General features: G+C 30.4%; 25 protein-coding genes. 17 read left to right on the forward strand and 8 right to left on the reverse strand.

The features are described from left to right. Nucleotides 1–98: 98 nt before the first annotated feature. Nucleotides 99–623 (reverse strand): hypoxanthine phosphoribosyltransferase, encoded by a 525-nt coding sequence (gene hpt, locus ACWJJ2_RS02860; protein WP_165413402.1) that lies wholly within the window; start codon nt 621–623, stop codon nt 99–101. A gap of 121 nt (nt 624–744) precedes the next feature. Between hpt and hflX the strand changes: the two genes are divergently transcribed. The 11 genes from hflX to ACWJJ2_RS02915 all read left to right on the forward strand — a co-directional run bounded on the left by hflX (nt 745) and on the right by ACWJJ2_RS02915 (nt 10,875). Next, complete coding sequence (gene hflX, locus ACWJJ2_RS02865; protein WP_220319531.1) at nt 745–2,532, forward strand: GTPase HflX; 1,788 nt, start codon at nt 745–747, stop codon at nt 2,530–2,532. Between the two features lie 48 nt (nt 2,533–2,580). Continuing rightward, a complete protein-coding gene (locus ACWJJ2_RS02870) occupies nt 2,581–3,144 on the forward strand; it encodes a hypothetical protein (RefSeq protein ID WP_220285841.1) in 564 nt (187 codons plus the stop codon). Between the two features lie 154 nt (nt 3,145–3,298). After that, nucleotides 3,299–3,520 carry a hypothetical protein gene (locus ACWJJ2_RS02875; protein WP_165413405.1) on the forward strand — a complete coding sequence of 74 codons (222 nt, stop codon included), beginning with the start codon at nt 3,299–3,301 and terminating at the stop codon, nt 3,518–3,520. 73 nt (nt 3,521–3,593) lie between these two features. After that, complete coding sequence (locus ACWJJ2_RS02880; protein ID WP_216302769.1) at nt 3,594–4,490, forward strand: nucleotidyltransferase domain-containing protein; 897 nt, start codon at nt 3,594–3,596, stop codon at nt 4,488–4,490. Between the two features lie 26 nt (nt 4,491–4,516). Next, nucleotides 4,517–5,923 carry a MocR-like pyridoxine biosynthesis transcription factor PdxR gene (gene pdxR / locus ACWJJ2_RS02885; RefSeq protein WP_165413407.1) on the forward strand — a complete coding sequence of 469 codons (1,407 nt, stop codon included), beginning with the start codon at nt 4,517–4,519 and terminating at the stop codon, nt 5,921–5,923. Nucleotides 5,924–5,956: 33 nt separating this feature from the next. Beyond that, entirely contained in the window at nt 5,957–6,616 is a 660-nt protein-coding gene (locus ACWJJ2_RS02890; protein WP_220319532.1) for a HEAT repeat domain-containing protein, read from the forward strand. 65 nt (nt 6,617–6,681) lie between these two features. Then, entirely contained in the window at nt 6,682–7,347 is a 666-nt protein-coding gene (locus tag ACWJJ2_RS02895; protein ID WP_165413409.1) for a YigZ family protein, read from the forward strand. Nucleotides 7,348–7,548: 201 nt separating this feature from the next. Further along, nucleotides 7,549–8,289, forward strand: coding sequence for a YebC/PmpR family DNA-binding transcriptional regulator (locus tag ACWJJ2_RS02900; protein ID WP_220287813.1), 741 nt, complete (start codon nt 7,549–7,551; stop codon nt 8,287–8,289). A gap of 264 nt (nt 8,290–8,553) precedes the next feature. Continuing rightward, on the forward strand, nt 8,554–8,904 hold the full coding sequence (locus tag ACWJJ2_RS02905; protein WP_220319533.1) for a hypothetical protein: 351 nt from the start codon (nt 8,554–8,556) through the stop codon (nt 8,902–8,904). A gap of 382 nt (nt 8,905–9,286) precedes the next feature. Then, entirely contained in the window at nt 9,287–10,348 is a 1,062-nt protein-coding gene (locus tag ACWJJ2_RS02910; protein ID WP_220319534.1) for a hypothetical protein, read from the forward strand. Nucleotides 10,349–10,662: 314 nt separating this feature from the next. Beyond that, nucleotides 10,663–10,875 (forward strand): DUF3006 domain-containing protein, encoded by a 213-nt coding sequence (locus ACWJJ2_RS02915; RefSeq protein WP_216302774.1) that lies wholly within the window; start codon nt 10,663–10,665, stop codon nt 10,873–10,875. 84 nt (nt 10,876–10,959) lie between these two features. On the opposite strand, the gene ACWJJ2_RS02920 is transcribed toward ACWJJ2_RS02915, so the two are convergent. From ACWJJ2_RS02920 to ACWJJ2_RS02940, 5 genes are all read right to left on the reverse strand, one after another. Next, entirely contained in the window at nt 10,960–11,406 is a 447-nt protein-coding gene (locus ACWJJ2_RS02920; protein ID WP_165414603.1) for an RrF2 family transcriptional regulator, read from the reverse strand. Nucleotides 11,407–11,541: 135 nt separating this feature from the next. After that, the gene (locus ACWJJ2_RS02925) at nt 11,542–11,841 is read right to left on the reverse strand and encodes a hypothetical protein (RefSeq protein WP_165414604.1); all 300 of its coding nucleotides are present in this window, start codon (nt 11,839–11,841) and stop codon (nt 11,542–11,544) included. Nucleotides 11,842–11,882: 41 nt separating this feature from the next. Continuing rightward, the gene (locus ACWJJ2_RS02930) at nt 11,883–12,998 is read right to left on the reverse strand and encodes an amidase domain-containing protein (protein WP_462953809.1); all 1,116 of its coding nucleotides are present in this window, start codon (nt 12,996–12,998) and stop codon (nt 11,883–11,885) included. Between the two features lie 15 nt (nt 12,999–13,013). Beyond that, a complete protein-coding gene (locus ACWJJ2_RS02935; protein WP_462953810.1) occupies nt 13,014–13,802 on the reverse strand; it encodes a M15 family metallopeptidase in 789 nt (262 codons plus the stop codon). Between the two features lie 477 nt (nt 13,803–14,279). Then, nucleotides 14,280–15,149, reverse strand: a complete 870-nt coding sequence (locus ACWJJ2_RS02940) for an SDR family oxidoreductase (protein WP_462953811.1) — start codon at nt 15,147–15,149, stop codon at nt 14,280–14,282. Between the two features lie 407 nt (nt 15,150–15,556). Between ACWJJ2_RS02940 and ACWJJ2_RS02945 the strand changes: the two genes are divergently transcribed. Beyond that, nucleotides 15,557–16,831, forward strand: a complete 1,275-nt coding sequence (locus ACWJJ2_RS02945) for a DEAD/DEAH box helicase (protein WP_216302777.1) — start codon at nt 15,557–15,559, stop codon at nt 16,829–16,831. Between the two features lie 318 nt (nt 16,832–17,149). Here ACWJJ2_RS02945 and ACWJJ2_RS02950 read toward each other — a convergent pair whose 3' ends face one another. After that, on the reverse strand, nt 17,150–17,410 hold the full coding sequence (locus ACWJJ2_RS02950) for a glutaredoxin family protein (RefSeq protein WP_165414609.1): 261 nt from the start codon (nt 17,408–17,410) through the stop codon (nt 17,150–17,152). Nucleotides 17,411–17,648: 238 nt separating this feature from the next. On the opposite strand from ACWJJ2_RS02950, the gene ACWJJ2_RS02955 reads away from it, so the two are divergent. The 5 genes from ACWJJ2_RS02955 to splB all read left to right on the forward strand — a co-directional run bounded on the left by ACWJJ2_RS02955 (nt 17,649) and on the right by splB (nt 21,822). Further along, nucleotides 17,649–18,701, forward strand: a complete 1,053-nt coding sequence (locus tag ACWJJ2_RS02955) for an AI-2E family transporter (RefSeq protein ID WP_462953812.1) — start codon at nt 17,649–17,651, stop codon at nt 18,699–18,701. Between the two features lie 4 nt (nt 18,702–18,705). Further along, on the forward strand, nt 18,706–19,566 hold the full coding sequence (locus tag ACWJJ2_RS02960; protein WP_216302779.1) for a methyltransferase domain-containing protein: 861 nt from the start codon (nt 18,706–18,708) through the stop codon (nt 19,564–19,566). A 136-nt stretch (nt 19,567–19,702) separates the two neighbouring features. Further along, on the forward strand, nt 19,703–20,182 hold the full coding sequence (locus ACWJJ2_RS02965; RefSeq protein WP_462953813.1) for an LURP-one-related/scramblase family protein: 480 nt from the start codon (nt 19,703–19,705) through the stop codon (nt 20,180–20,182). A gap of 139 nt (nt 20,183–20,321) precedes the next feature. Beyond that, complete coding sequence (locus tag ACWJJ2_RS02970; RefSeq protein ID WP_165414612.1) at nt 20,322–20,555, forward strand: hypothetical protein; 234 nt, start codon at nt 20,322–20,324, stop codon at nt 20,553–20,555. Nucleotides 20,556–20,811: 256 nt separating this feature from the next. Beyond that, nucleotides 20,812–21,822: a spore photoproduct lyase gene (gene splB, locus ACWJJ2_RS02975; RefSeq protein ID WP_216302781.1), complete on the forward strand. Its 1,011-nt coding sequence runs from the start codon at nt 20,812–20,814 to the stop codon at nt 21,820–21,822. Between the two features lie 222 nt (nt 21,823–22,044). Here splB and ACWJJ2_RS02980 read toward each other — a convergent pair whose 3' ends face one another. Beyond that, on the reverse strand, nt 22,045–23,451 hold the full coding sequence (locus tag ACWJJ2_RS02980; protein ID WP_253198152.1) for an MATE family efflux transporter: 1,407 nt from the start codon (nt 23,449–23,451) through the stop codon (nt 22,045–22,047). Nucleotides 23,452–23,535 lie beyond the last annotated feature (84 nt).

Genomic DNA, 23,535 nt, shown 5'->3' on the forward strand with positions numbered 1-23,535 from the left:
AAAAAGTGAGTTATTAAATAATCTCCTGCGGAGCTGCAATATTAACGACTTTCCCTCTGAAATGTCATTAATATGGACTTCTCTGATATAGAAGGTTATTAGTCTTCCCAATTAAATACGTATGGTATATTCCTATAGTAATCTCCGTAATTCAATCCATACCCAACTACAAAAAGATCTGGAATTTCAAAACAACAATAATCAGGTGTTATCTCAATTTTTCTTCTAAGTGGTTTATCTAAAAGAACGCAAGATTTAACGCTGGTGGCACCTAAAGACTTAACGTGAGCCACAACGAAATCCATAGTTATTCCAGTATCAACAATATCATCTACTATTAATACATCAAAACCTTCAATATTGTCAGGAATATCATTTATAACATTAATTGATCCACAAGACTCTTCACCATCACCATAGCTTGAAGTTGTCATAAATCCTATTTTTGTAGGCACAGTAATTTGACGCACAAGGTCTGCGGTATATATAAAGCTACCTCTTAATAATGAAAGAATATATAATTTTTTTTCGCAATAATCTTTCGAAATCTCAGCACCAAGTTGCTCTATTCTTTCATCAATTTGGTCTTTAGTTATAAGAATATTTCTTTTTTTATTATCCAATGTTAATCCCACCCTCTATATATATTTACATTAATGCTTTAATGGTATAAAATTATATGAAAGTTGTCAAGTATAAGTATAAGGATACTTGTTAAATATTATTAGAATGGAGTGATTTACGTTGATATATGGAAATATTGGTGGAGTTAAAAATTCAATTTTAAATAAATTGGAAAATGCTTGCGATATAACGGTTTCCAAAGATTGCATTTTGTCTGAAGAATTGGTAGACATACTAGTCGAGGTAACAAAAGATTTGGATAGAGAAATTAGCGCTGCAATTGATAGAAAAGGTAAAATAATTAGTATGGCAATTGGTGATAGTAGTACAGTGGAATTGCCTATAATCGATATAAGAGAAGGTCGATTATCGGGGGTTAAAGTAGTACACACTCACCCAAATGGTAATTCAAGATTATCTGCGCTGGATATGTCAGCTTTAACAAAATTAAAGTTAGATTGTATAGTAGCTATTGGTATAGGAGAAAAAGAGAATTTAAAGTATAACATAGGTTTTTGTGGAATAGAAAAGAGCATTTTAATAGAAGAAGAAATAGGACCAATAACTATAAATGAAGTAATGGAATATGATATTTTAGACAAAATTAGATATATTGAAAAATTAATGAAAACAAGTGAAATTGTTGAGGATGATTCAGAACGAGCTATTTTAGTAGGAATAGAAAGTGAAGATGATTTAGTAGAACTTGCAGAACTTGCAAAAGCATGTAATGTAGAAACTATAGATACAGTACTTCAGAATAGACATAAAATAGATTCGGCTTTATATATAGGTAGAGGTAAAGCAGAAGAGGTAGCTGGTCTTAGGCAAGCAATAAGAGCGAATATAGTAATCTTTGATGATGAATTATCAGGCTCTCAAGTTAGAAATTTGGAGGAAGTACTTGGATGTAAAGTTATAGACAGAACTACACTAATACTAGAAATATTTGCACGAAGAGCAAGAACTAGGGAAGCAAAAATTCAAGTTGAACTTGCACAATTAAAATATAGATTACCACGTTTAACAGGACTTGGAACTATACTATCAAGAACAGGTGCGGGAATTGGAACAAGAGGACCTGGAGAGAAAAAATTAGAAATAGATAAAAGGCGAATAAGAGAAGGTATCTATGAATTAAATAAAGAACTTGAAAAAATAAGAAATACTAGAAATGTGCAAAGAGAAAAGAGAAGTCGCGATAGCATTTCAAAAGTATCTTTAGTTGGATACACTAATTCTGGAAAATCAACACTTAGAAATGCATTATGCGATGTAGCAGCATTAAAAAGTATTGTGCAAAAAGAAAAAGTGTTTGAAGCAGATATGCTTTTTGCAACTCTAGATGTAACAACAAGAGCACTACTATTGCCTGATAATAGAGTGGCAGCAGTAACTGACACAGTAGGTTTTATAAGGAAACTTCCCCATGATTTAGTAGAGGCCTTTAAATCAACCCTTGAAGAAGTTGTATATTCAGATTTGTTGCTGCACGTGGTAGATGCATCATCTGAAAACGCAGTACTACAAATAGAGGCTGTAGATGGGGTTCTAAGAGAATTAAACGCAATTGATAAGCCAACAATATTGGTGTTGAATAAAATTGACAAAGCCTCACAAGAAAATATTTTGAAAATCAAAGAAAAATATAAGAATTTGAAATCAATTGAAATATCGGCTAAAGATGGTACAAATTTGGAGGAACTTCTAAAAGAAACTTGTAAAGACCTTCCATATACTCTTAAAAAATTTAAGGTGCTTATTCCATATACTGATCAGGCAATAGTGGCATATTTGCATAGAGGATCAAAGGTTGATACAGAAGAGTATATTGAAGAAGGAACGCTTATGTCAGTACAAGGGGACGACGAAGTTTATAATAAGTGTGAAAAATATATTTTAGTGTAGTTGAAATTTCTTTTTTATAAAAAAATCTTCATAAGTGTAATAAAGTCAATGGGCATCTTATATAATTTAATATTAGGTCCGAAGCATTTATCAAAGAACTTAGGAGTAGATATGGGAGAAGAAAAATCAAATCCAGATAATGAAAAGAGAAAAAACAAAAAAATAAATCAGTATAACGTCAATAAACTAATTAAAAAAATTATAAATGATATTAATGAACAAGATAAGGTACCCAATGATGGTCAATTTGATACCTGTGACATATGTGACATATCCAATAATTTTGACGTTAAATCATTAGCAGATAAGGTTGTAAATATAAATGTTTTAAGATTCGAATTAGATAGATTGCAACTAGATTTTAAAGCAAGTGCGTATTTTGAAAATGACATAAGACCGTTAATAGACACTCTATATACATTAGGCCTTGCATCTATTAATTTTTCAACCGCTGCAAGTAATATGTCGAATACAAATTTTGGACGCAGTTCAGAAATAAAAAATGCTCTAGGTTTAGCTGAAGACGTTAATGAAATTTCTGAAGATTTAATTAAAGTGTTAAGATGTAAAGTTGATAACATGCTGAAATTATCAAAGCATGATTGTAAATAATCTTCATAATGATAAGGAGAACAGGGTTATTAATATTAAACTTGATTCTCTTTATTTTTTTATTAGAAAATTATATGCTTTTCTTTTTTTTATTAAGATTATTATAATAAAAACTGGTAAAAATAGATATGATAATGAATTTGGAGGTAATATCATGAAAAAAATATGTCCTGTTTGCAATAATTTAGAAAGGAATATTTGTAATTGTGAAAAATGTAGTGCTATAATGAACGATAAAGGAATAATACAAGAATTTTATGATGATTATACTGCTAATATGGAGATTGATGACAAAGATCAGTTTTGTGTTCATATATATCAGTGCAGTAATTGTGATTTTTATGAGAGAATTAAAGTTAATAAAATATTCATTTAGGAATTTGATTTTTAAGACACCTAAACATATTTTAAAATTATAAGGCACATAAAAACTTGGGGGAGGCAAGGAAATGATGAAAACTATTTTGCAATATCAGAAAGCTTTTAATAGTGTAGTAGATAGAATAAAAATCGACGAATCTGTTTTATCAGTAATGGTTTTTGGAAGTATGGTAACAGGCGATTTGTGGGAAGAATCAGATATTGATATTTTCGTAATTGTCAGGGAGAAATTCAGTGAGATTAGGGACATATATGCACAAGAGAAGGGTGTTCCTATTCATATTAAACTCATGGGTAAGGAAAAATTCATACAACTTTATTCTGATAATCTAAAGGGCGGATATATACATAGAATTTTCTCATCCTCAAGACTTATATTCTCAAAAGATATGGATATAACAGTAAGGTACGACGGTGGTAGATTTTTCCCGGATGTAGATAGAGAGCGATGGGGAATGTGTTTCCTAGGAAAACTCTTAAAAGATATTGGCGTATGTAAAAAATATTTATCAAGTGATGGTGTATATACGGCCTATAGTACTGCGATAAGATGTATAGAGAAGTATTCAAGATTATTTGTCAACTCGTCGGGATATATGATTAGTAAGGATGTAATGACTATGGCGCTTAATTTAAATGAAGACTTTAAACTTTGCGTTGATAAATTGTTTTTTGAAAAATCAAATACAGTGGAGACAATTCAAGAAACTATGACATTTTTAGAACAAAGCATAAACTCAAGTATTAAGAGTAATTGTAGCCTGCTTTTAAACTATATGAGAGAAAAAGATAAGTTTTTAAGTGCTGAGGAAATTATGACGGAGGATTTGTTTAAGGATTTTGATATAGAAATGGAAGAGTTGCTTAATAAACTTTGGGAAAGAAATATTATTAAAAAGGAAATTAGGGATTTTAAGATAAACAAGGATAAAATCTTATTTAATCAAAATGTTTACTTTGTTTAACATTTTCGGGATAGATAGGTGGAGATATGCATAAGTATGAAATTAAATTTATCTCCGAAATTCCTAAGTATATAGAGATATCAAAGCATATAAAAAAAATGATTGATGAAAATATGGTTGACGACGGTGAAAAATTACCCTCAATAAGGAAATTATCAAAACTGTTGGTGGTTAATGATGTTACCGTAGTTAGTGCTTATAAAAAACTTGAAGCTGAGGGCTATGCGTATCAAAAGATGGGGAGCGGAACTTACGCTAAACGAAGGGATACAAACAGTAAGTTTAAAAAGGAATATTCTAATACCTTAAAAAAAATTTCTGGTCAAGACCTAAAAAAATATATAGATTTTACAGGAGAAATTACAAGTAGTGAATATTTCCCTGTAACAGTCTTTAAAGACGTATTAAATGAGGTATTAGATAGAGATGGCACGGAAGCATTTGCCTATAAGGAATCTTTGGGGTATGAGGGACTTAGAAATAGTATAAGTAGTTTTTTTTGGGACAATAAGGTAAACACTGAAGATATATTGATTCTCTCAGGTGCGCAACAGGGTATTGATATAGTTTCAAAATCTATAATAAATGTTCATGATAACGTTGTTGTAGAAAAGCCGACCTATGGTGGGGCACTAACGGTCTTTAAATGGAGAAGGGCAAATATATTTGAAGTTGATATGTTAGAGGATGGCGTGAATTTACTTCAATTTGAAGAGATACTGAAAAAGAATAGGATAAAATGTTTTTATGCCATGAGTTATTTTCAAAATCCTACAGGGGCCACCTATAGTTTGGAGAAAAAGCTAAGAATATTAGAACTCGCAGAGTTATATGATTTTTATATCGTTGAAGACGATTATTTATCTGAACTAATATATGACCAAAAGCAATATAAGAGTTTTAAGAGCTTAGACATATTTGATAGAGTTATCTATATAAAGAGTTTTTCAAAGATATTTCTACCAGGAATAAGGCTCGGATACATGATATCACCAGAGAAATGCAAGGAGCATATTCAAAATTCCAAAATTAACACAGATATATCAACTTCAAGTCTTATGCAACGTGCTTTAGATTTATATATAAATAAGGATCTTTGGAAAGAACATATAAGTCGTCTAAATATGGCTTATAAGGACAAATATAACTTTATGATAACTTGTATAGAAAAAAACATGGGTGCAAAGGCTAGTTGTTATACCCCTGGAGGGGGAATTCATTTTTATTTTAAGATAGCTACTGGTTTGAAGATTAATTCCATGGAATTGTTTTATTTGTGTAAGCATAGAAAAGTTTTAATAACACCAGGGGTTTTATTTTATAAAAATGCTAAAGAAGGTAATGATTACTTTAGATTAAGTTTTTCAGAAATAAGAAAACCAGAAATAGAAGAAGGAATTAATATTATTTCAGAGATACTAAGTGGAAAGTAGAAAAAAATGGCTACAAGGTAAGGAGAGGAGCTTTTGAAAAAGGGATTAGTGGACGTTGATTGGTTGTGCATTAGCAAATATTCTAACGAAGAGATATCTTATTTCTTGTTTTTGGAAGGGAAAACTATGGAAGCCATATGTAAAATTAGAAACTTGGATAATGCCATTGTGCAAAAACACATTATAGATGGTAAAATAAAATATAGATTTTTAGTGCATAGCAATGATACTGATGAGCTTTTTAAGAGTATTGCTAAAGCAGGGAAAGAGGATAAAATTTATTTCTTGAATTCATTGGAAGAGGATAATAAAAATAAATTAACGCAGCTAATAAAAACGAGTTATGTGGAGATGCACCCTAAAGATAAAGAAGTCGCAGTTTGGATATTAGGAGAATTAAAAGAAAAATCTTGTTTAAACATTTTAATCAAAGCTTCCGTGCATAAATTCTTAAATGTACGGAGAATGGCAGTTTCAGCTATGGGTAAAATGGGAGATGCGAGAGCTGAAGGAGCATTACTTAGAGCCTTAGAGGATGAGAATCCACAAGTAATAAGCTATGCAATAAAATCTCTAGGTAAAATAAAAAGTGAAAAAGCTATTACAAAAATAAAATACATATATGACAACACAGAAAAAAAATACATAATTGATGCTGCTGAGAGGTTTTTATTACTAATGGAGCAAATATAAATAGAAATTAGAGTGGGATATTAAATTTTTATTTGGAATATTCAGTAATAGTTGGGAGAATTGAAATGGGTTACTTTACAATAAAAGATGAATCAATCGCTGAATTTAAAGAGAAAAAGTCCATTTTTATAGGACATGGAAAAAGGGTTGAAAGCGAAGATGAGGCTAAGGAATTTATCCAAGCGGTTAAAAATAAACACAAACAAGCAAGACACAATGTTTATGCCTATATAATTGGCGAAAACAGAGGGATACAAAGGTATAGTGACGATGGAGAGCCTCAAGGTACGGGAGGAATTCCTATGCTAGAAGTTTTGAAAAAAAGTGATATTACAGATGTAGCGGTGGTAGTTACCAGATATTTTGGAGGAATTCTTCTAGGCACTGGAGGCCTTGCAAGAGCATATTCGAAAGGTGCATCACTAGCTATTAAAGAGGCAGGGGTAGTGGAAAAGGTTGAAGGTATTTCAATAGATATACTAATTGAATACGATTTACTAGGGAAGCTACAACATGTCTGTGCTAAAGAAAATTTTTATATAGAGAACGTAGAATATACTGACAAAGTGAGGATTAAAATACTTTGTCAGTTTAGTAATCTAGAAAAATTAAGGGCAGAAATAACCCAGGTTACTTCAGGAAAAGCTCTGTTTTATGAAGAAGATCCAAAAATGTACTTCAAATTAGAACATAGATTATATGATAGTGAAATTATAAACTCTATCCTTTAACAATATTTCAGCTCCGCAGGAGATGACTTAACACATGTAAGAAAAGTATATATACTTTTCTTTTTTTATTTGAAAAACGCTTTATTTCTATGATATAATGGGAATGTAATGTATTTAAAACCAATTGATAGAAATATTGGTATTTATTAGAGAAGGTTAGAATATTTCATATGAAAAATAGTTAGTTGGGGGGGATATCAAATGTCAGGACATTCAAAATGGCATAACATACAACAGAAAAAAGGTAAGATTGATGTTATAAGAGGTAAGGTATTCACAAAATTAGGTAAAGAAATAATAATGGCAGCTAAAAATGGTGGGTCTAATTTAGATATTAATGCTCATCTTAGAGATGTAGTTGCAAAAGCTAAATCTAATAATATGTCTCAAGAGACAATAACTAGAGCAATAAAAAAAGGTGCCGGAGAGCTTGAAGGCGTAAACTATGAAGAAATAGTTTATGAAGGCTATGGAGCAGAAGGCGTTGCTATAGTAGTTAAGACGCTAACGGACAAGAAAAATAGAAGTGTGGCAACTGTAAGGCATGCTTTTGATAGACATGGTGGAAACATGGGAGCGGCTGGATGTGTAAGCTGGATGTTTGCTAAAAAAGGACAAATCATCATAGAAAGAAATGAAACTATGGATGAAGATGAGATAATGATGGTAGCATTAGAAGCGGGTGCAGAAGATTTTAATGCAGAAGAGGAAATGTTTGAAATAATTACAGCTGCAGAAACTTTTGGAGCTGTAAGAGAAGTGTTAGAAACAGCGGGTTTTGAATTTGCTTCTGCAGAGGTTACAATGATACCAGATAACATGATACCTATTAGCCTAGAAGGCGCCGGTAAAGTGCAAAGACTTATAGATGCACTTGAAGATGATGATGACGTGCAGGACGTTTATCACAATGCAGAGTACCCTGAGGAATTTGAGGGATAGATGGTTTGCAGGCAATCATCAGAAATTTAGATGTTTGTATAATGATATACATGTTACCGTAGAAAATTTAAGACAATGATATACTGAATTTAACCACTTTCAATAATAGATACACAATGTATCTGTTATTGGAGGTGTTTTTTTATTTTACAGAAAATATGGTGGTAAATATAAGAGGAATTTGTATAGTATCAAAAATAGTATATTTTAATTCAATTATCCTAATAATATAAAGAACAAATAATCTTAGGATGGTGTGTAAAAATGAAGAATGTAAAAATTGCTTCAACATTTATTATAATTAGTATATCTATTTTGCTATTTACTGCTTGTAATTCCATGAAGTCGCCGACTAATACTACTAAAAAAGCTATCCTTCCAACAGCAACAAAAACAATTTACTCTGACACTCTTAAAGGACTAGTTACGGCTAAGACAATAACACAAACCCAGTCAGATAAAGTAATGGAAGAGGCAACAAAAAATGTGTCGCAAGTTAAAGGTAGTATTAATAGATTAGGTACATTAGTAGAAAATCGTGTAATTACTCAAATACAAGCTGATAAAATAAACCAAGAAATTGAGAAAGGTATGAAAGGTATTGAGGGTAAGTAGCTAAGGGTAAGATTACCCGTAGAATAATAGGGGAGCTTAGAGATGAGCTTCTTTTTTTGTCGTGCAAAAAGGATGGTAATATACGAGACCCTATGAAAGAGTGCTCTAATGTAATATTTATATCACATTAGAGTAAAACTTAGTGGGAGTATAAATCTCCTTCTGAAGTCATTAATATTGCAGATTCGCAGGAGATGACTTACACAATTAGAGTAGGAGAAATACTACTTTCGTTCTTTAGTTTGCAAAAATATTAGGTTTACTAAGAAAGTTGATAAATCAATTAACCAAATTTTTCATAATTATAAAATATTATGTAAATTATGATATAATATGGATATGTAAGAACGGATAAAAAATAATTATATACGAGGTGGATAAGATGAAGTGTTTTAATAATTTCTTAAAAAATATGTTAATTAATGATTTAGAACGTAAGGCATATTATGAAAGTAAGAAAATATTAGAAAAAAGAAAGCCTATTTATGTATCAAGACAAAAATGGTTAAATATCCGTAAAGTCGCTATAGATGAATTTGTAGGAGAAAACAGAAATCCTAGAAATATTAGAGAACTTGAATTTAGTACATGCTATAAATTTTTAAATAATAATAAGCCTTCTTATATTAATAACAATGAATGGGATTATATATTGAAAAAATCTACAGAGGTATTAGAGGAACAAATCAAAAAAATAGTTATGGAAATAAACTATTACAATGATTTTTCAGTGCTTTTAGGTTTGAATAAACCTCAAAATATTAAGCAAGATATATGGAATATAATACAGAATAAAATTTTTGATGTATTTATATTATTAAAAAAATACAATGCTAGTCAATATTATTTTAATACAGATAAAATACTAGATTTATTAAAAGAAAAAAAACAAAATGGAATGTTAGAAGATAAGTGGCTGGATTATTATAATTTCTTAAAAGAGTTGTATTTACAAAATTTATTAAGTAAATTATATTCTATAAAGTCTCCAATTGAATTTATAAATAATCATCCACTAGAATATTTGGAAGACAAAAAAATTTATGAGTTAAAGCATGAGGCATATAGATTAGAACTACTTGCCTTTAAAATACTTTGTTATACTAAAAATCCGAAAGAATTAATTAAAAAGGAAAAACCTGCTTGGATTAAAGATATTGATTTTAAAATAATAGTATTAGATTTAAAGGGTAAAATTGAGATTGACGAAAAGAGAGAAGAATACAAAGAAAAACTACAATTGATTAATGGAATTTTAAAATGCAATAAATTACAGATGGATAGACCGAAAAATATAAATGAAGAAGACTGGTCATACTTATTTGATCTAGATAAAAGTATAAAAGATAAAATTGATAATAACAAGAAAAATGATATGGCGAAAAAACTAATTGAAGATGAAGAAGAAACAAAATATATGAAAAAAATCACAAATATATTATAGGATAATAAATTAGTACAATATATATTCGAATAAAATTTGTTCAATGATGGTATAACACCTTAGTGTATTGATTAATTATTAATACACTAAGGTAGGTTTAATATTAAACACCCTGTGGTTAATTCATCCCTTGAGAAAAAGTCAAAATAACTCAAAATAAGAGCGTTACAGTATATACTGTAACAGGTGAAAAGTATCACAGTGATGGTTGTAGATACTCAAAGAAAAGTAAAATGCATATGAATTTGAATAATGCAAAAGCGGGATATGAACCATGTAGCGTTTGGGGGGCACCTCGTTAAGGAGTTGATTGTATGAAAATAATAATAGATAGATTTGTTGGCTGTTATGCAGTATGTGAAAAAGAAGATAGAACTATGATTGATATTAAAAGGATTAAATTACCTCATAGCGCTAAAGAAGGAGACGTACTTAGTATTGATAATGGTTTGATTACTATTGATACAATGGAAACTAAAAAAAGAATCAGAGAAATTGAAAAATTAACTGAAGATTTATGGGAATAGAATTAATCAAGGTGTTCTTTTATGTTAATGAAAATAAATGAAGAATAACAGCACCGGGATTTCCAAAGTGCTGTTATTCTTCATTTATATTATAAAGTCTAAGATATACTCATCATTTAGACTTTTATATTTTTCTACAAGATCTTGTAGCGTTACTGAATCCATAACTTTATTAATTTGTTCATTAACCTCTTGCCAAACTAGAGTGTTTATACAAACTTTTATGGTTTTATCAACACCTAAGGCACCACCATCATCTCCAGTAATATCTAAATCACCTTCAAGGGTTCTTAAAACTTCACCTACTGTGATTTTTGATGCTTCTTTTGATAGGGTATAACCACCCTGGGATCCTCTTGCACTTTTTACAAGATTAGCCTTTCTAAGTACTGAGAACACTTGTTCTAGATAATTTTCTGAGATTGACTGCCTTTCAGCGATAACCTTTAAGGGTATATAGTCTCCAAATGAATGCACAGCTATATCAACCATTGCCCTTAAACCGTATCTTCCTTTAGTAGAAATATTCATGGTAAGTTAATTCTCCTTATCTACACTAAAATATACATATTATGCATAATATAATATTTATTCATCAAACTATATACTACTATATTGAAAAGAATAAGTCAACTTAACCATGCCACAACGACACTTTCTGGGGAACTATAAATTTTCGAATTCATTTAATGTCTTTAATTTGCTCTCAACTTTAGCCTTTTCACTTCTTATATTATCTAATTGCTGTATTAGTTTTTTATTTTCTACTTTTATGTTTTTGGTTGAATTGTGTTTAAGACCTGTTTCTGAAAGTTCTAATGTATATTGAATTTCTTGCTCAAGCTTGCTTTTATAAGTTTCCTCAAATTCCTTCTCTACCTCAGTTAATTCTTCATTTAAAGTTGTTTTCATACTATCAATAACCTGCCTAGTAACTTCTGATTTAATTTGTTCTTCAGTTTTCATGATTATTTACCTCCTTATAGTTTATTGTTTTAATATTTTTGTTAATAATGAACTCTAACTAACCAAAATTTAATGTTTTTATCGCTCCATCCAAGATCCCAAGGAACTTTATTTCTATCAGAATTATGACAGCTGACCAAGGAATATCCTCTTGAATCAGATCCTGTAACAACAGAAATATGAGTTATGTCATTTTTCTTTTCATAGGCAACAAAATCTCCTGGCAGTAGATTATAACTAGCTTTATATACTTTGTCATAGCTGCCATAGGAAATTATTGATGCTCTACCACTATATAGCATATAGTTTTTAAAACCATCCGCATTTAGCCAAGATCTTGTTGCTCCATTTTTGTCGTAGTTCCAAGCAGGATTTTTTCTGAATTTACTTCCTTCTAAAAGAATTTGTGATGCAAAGTTTGCACAATCACCACCTTCGGGATTATAATTTCTGTACTTTTTATTATACTTGTATTCGTATTCTGCAGTGCTTGCAGCCCCGCAATATTTATCAGCATATTCTATAGCACTTACTCTTCCTTTATCTATGGCAGATAGATCTCGTGCGCTTTGGGATAGTATAAATTTTTTTATAGAATCTGCCTTAATATTATCTAAGTTTAAAGAGTTTGCAAAAGGGTCTTTATACCATTCTTTAGAAATTACCCAAGAACCATCTTTACTCATAAGTTGTAAATTGTGATAGGTTCCAATTCTAGACGTATTTTCTAGTCCGGGCTGATTTTCATATTCATATTTATATTCTGTGGAGCATAATAAATAAACTGAAAGATTATTATTGCTACCTTTAATATTTTTTACAATTACAGTTGGTATAATATGTGTAAACTTAACTCCTTGTTTTTCTGCCCAATTATTAATATACTCCATCTTTCTTTTTTCATATTCATATGCCCAAGTTCCATATTTTGTGTCCATATTATAAAGTGACTGTATTAATTTTAAATCACCGCTAAGTAGGGCTTTGTTTCTTTTTTGAAAAATTTGATCTATATAACTAGTAACTTCTTTTTTTGAATCATCCGTAATAGCATATGTGTAACTATTGCTATATAACTGTATTAATAAAAGAAGTATGATAAATATAAGTAATCTACTTCTAGATAATTGTAACTTTTTAATTTTACAAAAATTCATAATATTATACTCCTATTATTTTATTAATGCATTGATTCTATCAATTGCATTCTTTATAGGCACTTGTTGCCATGGTGCACCTTCATACCAAGCATTTTTTGAACCTACATTGCCTGTAAAATAGCGAGCTTTTAAAATGATTTCAGGTCTATACTCGAAATGTAAGATATCAAAGTGTGACCATTTACCACCCCAAACAAAGCCATTATTTTCAAAAACTTTTACAAGCTCGTTCGGATATGAGGATAATCTGTTTTCACCTGCTTCTTTAGATGCCCATTTCCAATAATCACTTTTATCACTAGCAAGATCAATAGCAATACCAAAAGAATGAGGACTTAATCGATTTGTACCTGCAATTACGCGATAATTAAAAGTTCCACTACAGGGAAGAAGACATCTTCTTACATTTTGGTTTCTTTCTGAAAGAGGAATTAGCTCACTCATAACAGATTGCAGTGAATCGGATGCACTACTACTATTATTGAATTGAAAATTACTATAACCTACTTTGACTTTTGTAAGTTTGGATTCTACAGCTTTTTTTGAAGTGCCATAAACTTCTGATAATAAGTCGTAGGACCGAAAGCGACCAGGATCAAAATTAGACTCCATAATGCTTTTAACAGGAGAAAGGGGATAAATTTGATCTAACGTGTCTTGAAGATCTGGGTTTGATAGTTTTTCTTGTGAATTTTTCTCTTTCTTGTCGTCATAGCATAACTTTTTTCCAGACTTCATTATTAAATATACGTGTCCATTATTTTCTTCAATATTTGTAATATATTCAGGATAAGCTATCATTAGGCAGAGTAGGTCTTGCTTCATTATTATGTTATACTTATTAGCGTTTTGATCTGTAAAAGTAAAATTTGTAGCCGAGGCTATTGTCATATTGCAAATATCAAGAAGTAAACTAACAAAAAGTGTGAAAGTAAAAATTTTGATTTTGATAATATCTTCCTCCTTAAAAAATAAATTATTTTAAGAAATTTTTAAAAAATATACAAGGATCAAATTACTTATTAATAATACTATTGGTATATATATTTGCCAATGTACTATTATTATATGTGTGGATATATTAACAAATTAAGTGAAGCTATTTCCAATAGAAATAAAATAATTATAAATTTTAAAAAAATTGCAAAAGGAGAGAGGTAGAAATAAAGGTACCACAAAGCGAACAAAATAGGCCTCAAAAAATTGACGCCTATTTTGTATTTTCCTATTTAGTTATGATAAGAAACATGCCACTTGTAAGCTGGATGATACCAGGTATTAACCATTTATAATATTGCCTCCATTTACATGAATAGTTTCACCGCTTATAAATGAAGAACCTTCGGAAGCTAAAAACACATAAGTTTCAGCGAGTTCTACAGGTTGACCTGGCCTTCCCATAGGAGTGTTGCTCCCAAATTTACCAACCTCATTTGCGCTAAAGGAAGACGGTATAAGAGGTGTCCATATGGGGCCTGGAGCCACTGAGTTAACTCGTATTTTTCTACTTGCTAATGAAAGAGCTAAAGAACGGGTGAAGGTAACTATTGCTCCCTTAGTTGAGGAGTAATCAATTAAGGTTTCGTGGCCTTTGTAGGCTGTAACCGATGAAGTATTTATAATAGTAGCACCCTCTATTAAATTGGGTAATGCAGCTTTAACCATATAAAACATGGCAAAAATATTTGTTTTAAAAGTTTTCTCTAGTTGCTGCTTTGTAATATCTTCAATACTATTTTGGGGATGTTGCTCACCGGCATTGTTCACAAGAATATCTAATTTGCTAAATTCTTTTATTATTTTATTTACAGCATCATTGCAAAAGGTATCGTCTCCTATATCTCCGGCAATTAAAATACACTTTCTACCCTTTGCTTCAATAAGTTTTTTTGTCTCTTCTGCATCTTCATGCTCATCAAGATATACTATGGCTATGTCAGCTCCTTCTCTGGCGTATGCAAGAGCAATTGCTTTTCCAATGCCACTATCGCCACCTGTAATTAAGGCAACTTTATTCATTAATTTTCCAGAACCTATGCAATTTAAATTTTCAAAAATAGGTCTTGGATTCATAAGCGTTTCTAATCCTGGTTGTTTATCTTGTTTTTGCTCAGGTACGTTCATAGGGTAATTAAAGTTTTCATTCATATAAATGTCTCCTTTTGTAAAAAAAATATTTTGTAGATATAGTTTGTGGTAAATTAACATTTATATTCAACATTATTTATGGAAAATAGAAGAATAGCAACAAGAGTCGAAATATGTTATAATAAAAAAATATGAGTGCAACGAATAGTTGAATTAAAACAGTTATAAGATTGAAGTTGATATAAAAGAAACATATTTATTTATACATCATAGACCTACAAAGTCGGAGCTAAATGAAGAAAAATCAGCCTAAATATGCTCATATCACTAATAAAAGGGTGGTTTCTTAGATGCAATATAATCATGTAAGAAAGTTGTTGTTTCCAATTTTCGGGAAAATTCATAACAGGATATCAGTGATTTGTGACATTTAAAGTCAAAGACAGCCACTTCCAAAGGAGAAAAAAATGTTATTCGAAGACTTAAATCTTATTACACCAATAAACAAGGCTTTAAAAACTGAAGGTTATGTGCAACCTACGCCTATACAAGAAGCTGCAATTCCTACTATATTGGAAGGAAAAGACTTTCTAGGCTGTGCTCAGACAGGCACTGGAAAGACAGCGGCTTTTGCTATTCCTATACTGCAAATTCTTTGTGGGAGGCAAAAAGTTATAAAGGGACCTAAAAATATAAAGGCCTTAATACTCGCACCTACTAGGGAACTAGCAATTCAAATTGGAGAAAGTTTTACAGCCTATAGTAAACACATGAATCTTACTAGTGCAGTTATTTTCGGAGGCGTATCACAAAAAAAACAAACTGATGCTTTAAAAGATGGAGTAGATATTTTAATTGCCACTACTGGTAGATTACTCGATTTAATGCAACAGAAATACATTAACATACACCATGTGGAAATGTTTGTACTTGACGAGGCAGACCGTATGCTTGATATGGGATTTTTGCGTGACGTAAAAAAAATTATAGCGCAACTACCTAAAATTAGACAAACTATGTTATTTTCAGCGACTATGCCACCAGAAATCTCAAAGCTAGTTGATTCTATTCTTGTGGATCCAGTAAAAGTAGCAGTGACACCTGTTTCATCTACCATTGAGCTTATTGAACAATCAGTATATTTTGTGGATAAAAAAGATAAGAAACCGCTACTTATTCATTTGCTAAAAGATAAGTCCATAGTTTCTGCCTTAGTATTTTCAAGAACAAAGCATGGTGCAAATAAAATCACGAAGGACCTTAACAATGTAGGAATAGAAGCACAAGCTATTCATGGTAATAAATCTCAAAGTGCTAGGCAACTTGCTTTAAATAATTTTAAGTCGGGTATAACAAGAGTATTAGTCGCAACAGATATAGCAGCGAGAGGTATTGATGTTGATGAATTATCTCATGTAATCAATTTTGATTTGCCAAATATACCAGAGACTTATGTTCATAGAATAGGAAGGACTGGTAGGGCAGGACTTGGTGGAGTTGCACTTTCGTTTTGCGATGAAGAAGAAAAACCTTTTCTTAAGGATATTCAAAAGGTTATATCAAAATCAATACCAGTAATTGAAGATCATCCTTATCCTGCAAGTAATGAACCTGTAATAGCAAGTAATGATAAGGCAAATAAACCTTCAACAAGAAAGCCTCAACAATCAGGCAATGCTAGAAGAAATGGAAGAAATCAGGGTGGGAGTCAGCAGCCTAAAAATTTTAGATCAACAAGATAAAAAACATAAAGCCAATGATTATATAAAATAATCATTGGCTTTACTAATCCATATAAAATATGGATTTATAACTCCGTATTTTAATTTTCATACGGAATTACTTAGTAGTCCCCATTTTTAGCCCCAGCAATATTGCCTACGCTTAAAATTACAAGTGGTTTACTTATTAACATAACTAACATCTCCCTTTTATAAGTTTAATGTTTGTTTGTCGACTACAATAATAGTATATCCCGCGATTAAAAAGATATACATGAAATTAAAAAAATGTAAGAAGATAATTTAAAATTATCTTCTTACATTTTTAGTTTATTAAAATTATTTTAAGGCCTTTTCAAATATACCATTAATAATATTTTTAGAGGCAACGCCTTCATGAACTTTAACTCCGTCAACATAGTAGGTAGGGACATAATAGTATGTATATTGTTTTGCTATATCCGGTTGAAGCTCTTCATCAATTATTTTAATATCAATACCAGCGTATTCTGGATTTTGTTTTTTTATAGCGTCCATCCAAGTAAGTGCTTTTTTACAATATGGACACCATTCAGTTACAAACATAATTACAGGTTTCATTTATTATCATCACCAAACTTTCTTATTAGTATATATATTATACACCATTTTTCTTATTCTTCGTGTATTATAAAATTTTAAATTTAGTACATAGTAATTAATAGAAATAAGTTAAACAATTTGATATAATGAAATAGCCGAAAAATAATTTATTATAGCGAAAAAATTAAAAAAATGTTTAAATAAATCTCAATAAATTTTAACAAAAAACAATAAAAAAGATGAAGGAGCGCCTTAAATGCAAACAATAACACAGTTATTTAATAGAAAAACCGTAGAGAAAATGCTATTGCTTTTAGCAATAATATTATTTGCATATTTAATAAGATCCATTTTTAATTTGATTCTATTAACATTTATGATTACTTATTTAGTGAATAGTCTACAAAGTTTATTAGTTAAGCAAATTAACAGAGTAGTAAAAGTAAATCCAACTATTATTACTATAATTATATATATGTTTATGACAGTAACAATAGTCCTTCTAGCAGTAAAATATATACCAATTGCTATTTCTGAAAGTATATCTATTTTAGGCAAGATGGAATATATTAATTTTTCTGAAAATACAAAAGGATTTACGAAGTATTTAGCACCGATGTTTAATCAAATTAATATTGCAAATTATGCTAAATCGGGTATTCAAAGTATTATGATTTTTGTAACTAATTTTGGAAAATGGAGTTTTAATTTTTTTATGGCACTTTTACTAAGCTTAGTATTTATATTAGAGAAGGACAGCGTGTTAAAATTTGTACATAAGTTTAAATATAGTAAAGTATCTGTGGCATATAATTATTTGAGCTATTTTGGTAATAATTTTTTAAATTCCTTTGGTAAAGTAATACAGGCTCAAATAATGATAGCCATTGCAAATACAGTATTATCAGTGATAGGATTAACTATAATGGGATTTCCGAAATTATTCGCTCTTGCATTTATGATATTTATTTTAAGTCTTATACCAGTGGCGGGGTTATTTATTTCGCTAATTCCCCTATGTTTAATTGCTTTTAAAATGGGCGGGTTAGTTAAAGTAATATTTGTGCTTATTATGATTTTTATAATTCATGCTATTGAAAGTTATATTTTAAACCCAAAGTTTATGTCTGATACCACCGATCTTCCAATATTTTTTACTTTTGTAACATTAATAGTGTCAGAGCATTTTATGGGAATTTGGGGTCTGCTCCTTGGAATCCCAATATTTATGTTTATATTAGATTCAATTGGAGTAGAGTTTAGCGAAAAAACCATTCTAAAATTAAAGAAAATTAAAGAAAGGCAGTGATTTTGTGACAATAGAAAATAAAGAATCTATATTAAAATGTCCCGTATGCAACTTAAGTTTAAAAAAGTATGAAAAACAATATGTATGTTTAAATAATCATAGTTATGATATAGCAAGTAAAGGACATATTAATCTTTTGCTTGCTAATCAAAAGAAAACAAAAGACCCTGGTGACTGCAAAGAAATGATGGAAGGGCGTAGAGACTTTTTAAATAAAGGGTATTATCACACTTTTTCTGATAAACTAAATGATGTAATAATATCAAATATAAATGGAAATAATATAAATATACTTGATGCTGGGTGTGGAGAAGGATATTTTTTATGCAGATTAAAGGAAGCCATACATAGAAAAGAAGCTAGCTACACCCGAAATAAAGAAATTGATTTTTTTGGCGTAGATATTTCGAAAGCTGCAGTTACTTATGCAACTAAGAGAGATAAAAAAATAAAATTTATAGTAGGTAGTAATTTTAACCTACCCATAATGCCAGGCACTATAGATATCATTATAAGAAATTTTGCACCCTCAGATGAGACTGAGCTTAATAGGGTTCTAAAGGATAACGGTAAGCTAGTTGTTATAACTCCTGGAGTTCAACATTTATATGGTTTAAAAGAAATATTATATGTAAATGCTAGAAAACATGAGGAAAAAGTAACAACATTTGATGGATTTAAGTTAACTCAGAGCGTGGAAGTTAAGTACAGCATCGATGTCGGAAATGCTGAAGATATAAAGAGTCTTATTGCAATGACTCCTTACTATTGGACTATTGATAATGCAATGAGAGAAAAAGCTAATGATACCTCAAAGCTATCAACTTTGCTCCATTTTAATATAAGTATATATGAAAAAAATTAACCGTATCCTCCATTTGAACTTCTTAGTTTTATTGATAATGCATGTAGGTTTTGGTAAAATCAAATTAGAACTAATGGAACTATATTTATAATGTATAATAAAATATATAGGAATAAATGTTATTGGGGGAGTTTGTGTGAAGTTTTATATCCGAGAAAAGATATTCTCAATAGGTGACAGTTTTAGTATTAAAGATGTTTCAGGTAATGATGTATTCAATGTAGAAGGAAAGATTTTCACATTTGGAAATAAACTTAGAATTTATGATATGAATAATAATGAAATTATATACATTGAGCAGAAGTTATTTAAGTTACTGCCGGAATATAATATATATTTAAGCGGAAACTATGCTGCCAAAGTGAAAAAAGAATTCACTTTATTTAGTAATAAATTCCATATAGAAAGCGATATGGGTAATTACGAGATTGAAGGAGACTTCTTTGCTCATGATTTTTCAATAGTGAAAAATGGTAGTATAGTTGCGCAAATAAACAAAAAATGGCTTTCGTGGGGAGATACTTATGAAATTGCCATCAATGAAGAAGAAAATTATGCGTTTACCTTAGCAATGGTAATTGTAATTGATCAAGTATTGCATGATAATAAAAAATAAAATAATGGGTAAATATCATAAATATTCGATTTCTAGAAGACTTTTAAAAAAAAACTTATTAATTTAATTAGAAATGATTTATTGATGTTATTTAAGATGATATAATGTATTTGATAAATAAGAAATTTGAGGTGCATCCATGACTAATGATGAAATGTATAAACGTATAATAGCTATGACTAGTGTTAAAACTGCAAAAAGCTTTATTAAGACTTGTGATATAAGTAAAGGGGACCTAGGCAAGCTTTGCAAGAAATTTAACATATTTGTAGAAGGTAAAGCTACTAAGGAAGAAATGATTGATAGATTTATAGGAGAAACCCTTGGGAAAAAATTAAAAAATAAGGTGATCAATAAATACAACACTAGATAGAAAATATTAAGTTTGTAAAATCACTGAAACATAGGGAGAACGGTATATATTTATTATACCGTTCTCCCTATATTTTGGTTACTATGGTAAATATAAAACCGCGGTTTTATTATGGAATCAGTAGGTGCAATAATTATTGTGTGCTTTTAAGTGATAATAAGTAAGAAATAAGAAATAAGAAATAAGGAAGACTATAAAGGAGCTGAGATGTATAAATAACTTTGTTTAATAAAATAATACTTATGAGGTGAGGATAATGGAGTTATTTATACCAGACATTGCATATATAGATCCTAAAGTTCTGAAATATGATGCAGCAAAAAAAGTTATAGAGCACTTAGAAAGCTTAAAGGTACCCATAGTTAATTCTAAAAGAGTAATAATAGATTGTGGATCACCTGAAAAAAATTATGCAATGTCTAAAAAGGTTGTTCTTTTTACGATAAACGGTCAAAAAAAATTATCGAGTTGCAAACCATCTGCTGATTATCAATTTTCACTATCAAGTTCATGCCCTGCAAATTGTGAATATTGCTATCTTCAGACTACTCAAGGTGAAAAACCTTTCATGAAGATTTTTATGAATATTGAAGAAATTTTAGAGAATATACAAACTTATATAGAGGATAACAAGCCGAATATTACAACCTTTGAATGTGCAAGTATAACAGATCCCATTGCGCTTGAACACTTAAGTGGGAACTTAAAAAGATGCATAGAGTTCTTTGGAGAAAGTTCCAATGGTAGATTGAGGCTTGTAACGAAATTTAATGATGTTGATCCATTTTTAAAGCTAAAACATAACAAGCACACAAAATTCAGATTTACTTTAAATTCGCGTTATGTAATAGATAATTTCGAACACAATACTTCTAGTTTTAAGGAGAGAATAGACGCAGTTAAAAAAATTGCTGCTGCTGGATATCCAATAGGATTCATAATTGCACCTATCATGATATATGATAATTGGCGTGAGGAATATAAGGAGTTATTTGAAACACTAAAAATAGCACTAGGTGATTATACTGGGGAAGTAAGCTTTGAACTTATTCAACATAGATTTACTAAAGCGGCAAAGGAGTTGATAGTTCAACGATTTAAAAATACTAAGCTTGATCTGAATGAAGAAAAAAGGCAATTGAAATGGGGGCCGTATGGAAAATTCAAATATGTCTATAAAAAACCAGACAGCGAGGATATTAAAAATTATATCTCAGAACTTATAAATAATAATTTTAAGCAGGCAATAATTGAATATTTTACTTAGTATTCTTTACCAAAGATAAGATGGTAGCATACTATTAAGAGTAGTGTTGATTTCTAACATAATAAAAGACTGCACTATTATATTATGAACGGCACCCTGCACAACGTGCAGGGTGCCGTTCACTTTTTTTAGATTCTGACTCTATAGTGTATATTGTATAATATTCGATAGCTTTTGTTTTTGTAATAAAATAAAAGCTATCGAATGGAGCGTGATAGTATGTCAAATTGGCGGATGCATAGAAATATCATCTTTGAGATAATTCTTTATAAGGAATAAGCTCAACAATAAGGTAATCACTTCTGCACACGGAATAGTTAACCAAACTCCTGTCATTTGCAGAAAATGCGGAAGAATGAAAATCAAAGGGATAACAGTAATAAAACCTCTTGCAAGAGAAACGGTAAATGCTTTTGCAGGTTGATTAATAGAAGCAAAAAATGAAGACGTTAGAATATTAAAACCCATGAAGAAGAAGGAAATAAAATACAGCCTTATACCTTGTGTCGCCATATCAGCAAGCGCAGCATTATACTCCTTGTTAAACAGTTGGATAATAACATTCGGGTAAACCGCCCCTGCAATATAGAAAGCGAAGCCAATACAAAATGCAAGTATCACAGCGTATCTGAATACTTTCTTTATATTGTCTTTATTTCCTGTACCGAAATTTATACTCAAAATGGGTTGTATACCCTGTGCAATACCAGTAAAAACAGCGACAACAATTAAAGCAAGGTTAGCGATAATTCCATATGCTGCAACGCCGATGTTTCCGATGAGATTTAAAATTTCAATATTGAACAAAAGTATAATGAGTCCTGAAGATACCTCGGTGAACAAAGACGGTAATCCGAGCGAAAATATTTTTTTTACATACTTCTTTTGTAAGGATGTTTTTACTAATTTAAAACGGTTTTTCTTCTGTATAAGATGGATAGACAGTATGCCAATACTTATGATAGGGGCAAGACCTGTCGCAAATGCGGCGCCGAACATACCAAGATTCATGTGAAATATAAAAATATAATCAAGAATGACATTGCCAAAGCTTCCTGCAAGCATGGCAATCATCGAGAGCTTCGGATTGTTATCATTCCGTACAAAACAAACAATCACAGTGTTTACCATAAAAGCACAGGAAAATAGCAGTATTGTTCTTAGGTATGAACTTGCCATTGGCATTACCTCTGCATCAGCACCTAGCAGTCTCGCAATATCACCAGAGAAGAATGCTCCGACTGCCGTAAATAGGAACCCAAAGGCAAGAGCCATATAGATGGTTTGCGTAAAGGTCTTGCTTGCATTTTTGAAATTTCCCTCTCCGCAGAGGATGGAATACCTTATGGCACCTCCCATGCCGAGCATTAAACCGATACCATTCACAAGACTATAAATAGGCAATACTAAATTCAATGCAGTTAAACCGTTATTACCCATATTTCTTGATACAAATATCGTATCTGCCAATATGTAGAAAGACAACCCTATCATGCTGATTACATTTAACAACACATATTTAAAAAATAATTTATTAATGCTTGTATTAGTTTTTGTTTTCATACTTTTACATATCCCCTTTTTATTAATTATTTTATGTTTAATGCTTGTATTAATTTTAGTTTTCATACTATAATCCTCCTAACAAAAAAAAGCATTAGGCGATTCATACCCTAAGACCTAACGGCATGAATTCCTAACGCTTATGATTTC

This window comes from Clostridium sp. CM039 (genome assembly GCF_055081075.1).

What these genes read in the sequence shown, in the direction of transcription:
- ACWJJ2_RS02900 (WP_220287813.1), top strand. Translation starts at nt 7,549, where the DNA reads ATGTCAGGACATTCAAAATGGCATAACATACAACAGAAAAAAGGTAAG.
- ACWJJ2_RS02955 (WP_462953812.1), top strand. Translation starts at nt 17,649, where the DNA reads ATGCAAACAATAACACAGTTATTTAATAGAAAAACCGTAGAGAAAATG.
- ACWJJ2_RS02950 (WP_165414609.1), bottom strand. Translation starts at nt 17,410, where the DNA reads ATGAAACCTGTAATTATGTTTGTAACTGAATGGTGTCCATATTGTAAA.
- ACWJJ2_RS02925 (WP_165414604.1), bottom strand. Translation starts at nt 11,841, where the DNA reads ATGAAAACTGAAGAACAAATTAAATCAGAAGTTACTAGGCAGGTTATT.
- pdxR (WP_165413407.1), top strand. Translation starts at nt 4,517, where the DNA reads ATGCATAAGTATGAAATTAAATTTATCTCCGAAATTCCTAAGTATATA.
- ACWJJ2_RS02910 (WP_220319534.1), top strand. Translation starts at nt 9,287, where the DNA reads ATGAAGTGTTTTAATAATTTCTTAAAAAATATGTTAATTAATGATTTA.
- ACWJJ2_RS02875 (WP_165413405.1), top strand. Translation starts at nt 3,299, where the DNA reads ATGAAAAAAATATGTCCTGTTTGCAATAATTTAGAAAGGAATATTTGT.
- ACWJJ2_RS02930 (WP_462953809.1), bottom strand. Translation starts at nt 12,998, where the DNA reads ATGAATTTTTGTAAAATTAAAAAGTTACAATTATCTAGAAGTAGATTA.
- ACWJJ2_RS02935 (WP_462953810.1), bottom strand. Translation starts at nt 13,802, where the DNA reads ATGATAGCTTATCCTGAATATATTACAAATATTGAAGAAAATAATGGA.
- ACWJJ2_RS02945 (WP_216302777.1), top strand. Translation starts at nt 15,557, where the DNA reads ATGTTATTCGAAGACTTAAATCTTATTACACCAATAAACAAGGCTTTA.
- ACWJJ2_RS02895 (WP_165413409.1), top strand. Translation starts at nt 6,682, where the DNA reads ATGGGTTACTTTACAATAAAAGATGAATCAATCGCTGAATTTAAAGAG.
- ACWJJ2_RS02940 (WP_462953811.1), bottom strand. Translation starts at nt 15,149, where the DNA reads ATGAATGAAAACTTTAATTACCCTATGAACGTACCTGAGCAAAAACAA.
- ACWJJ2_RS02905 (WP_220319533.1), top strand. Translation starts at nt 8,554, where the DNA reads ATGAAGAATGTAAAAATTGCTTCAACATTTATTATAATTAGTATATCT.
- ACWJJ2_RS02915 (WP_216302774.1), top strand. Translation starts at nt 10,663, where the DNA reads ATGAAAATAATAATAGATAGATTTGTTGGCTGTTATGCAGTATGTGAA.
- ACWJJ2_RS02970 (WP_165414612.1), top strand. Translation starts at nt 20,322, where the DNA reads ATGACTAATGATGAAATGTATAAACGTATAATAGCTATGACTAGTGTT.
- ACWJJ2_RS02920 (WP_165414603.1), bottom strand. Translation starts at nt 11,406, where the DNA reads ATGAATATTTCTACTAAAGGAAGATACGGTTTAAGGGCAATGGTTGAT.
- splB (WP_216302781.1), top strand. Translation starts at nt 20,812, where the DNA reads ATGGAGTTATTTATACCAGACATTGCATATATAGATCCTAAAGTTCTG.
- ACWJJ2_RS02980 (WP_253198152.1), bottom strand. Translation starts at nt 23,451, where the DNA reads ATGAAAACTAAAATTAATACAAGCATTAAACATAAAATAATTAATAAA.
- ACWJJ2_RS02870 (WP_220285841.1), top strand. Translation starts at nt 2,581, where the DNA reads ATGGGCATCTTATATAATTTAATATTAGGTCCGAAGCATTTATCAAAG.
- ACWJJ2_RS02880 (WP_216302769.1), top strand. Translation starts at nt 3,594, where the DNA reads ATGATGAAAACTATTTTGCAATATCAGAAAGCTTTTAATAGTGTAGTA.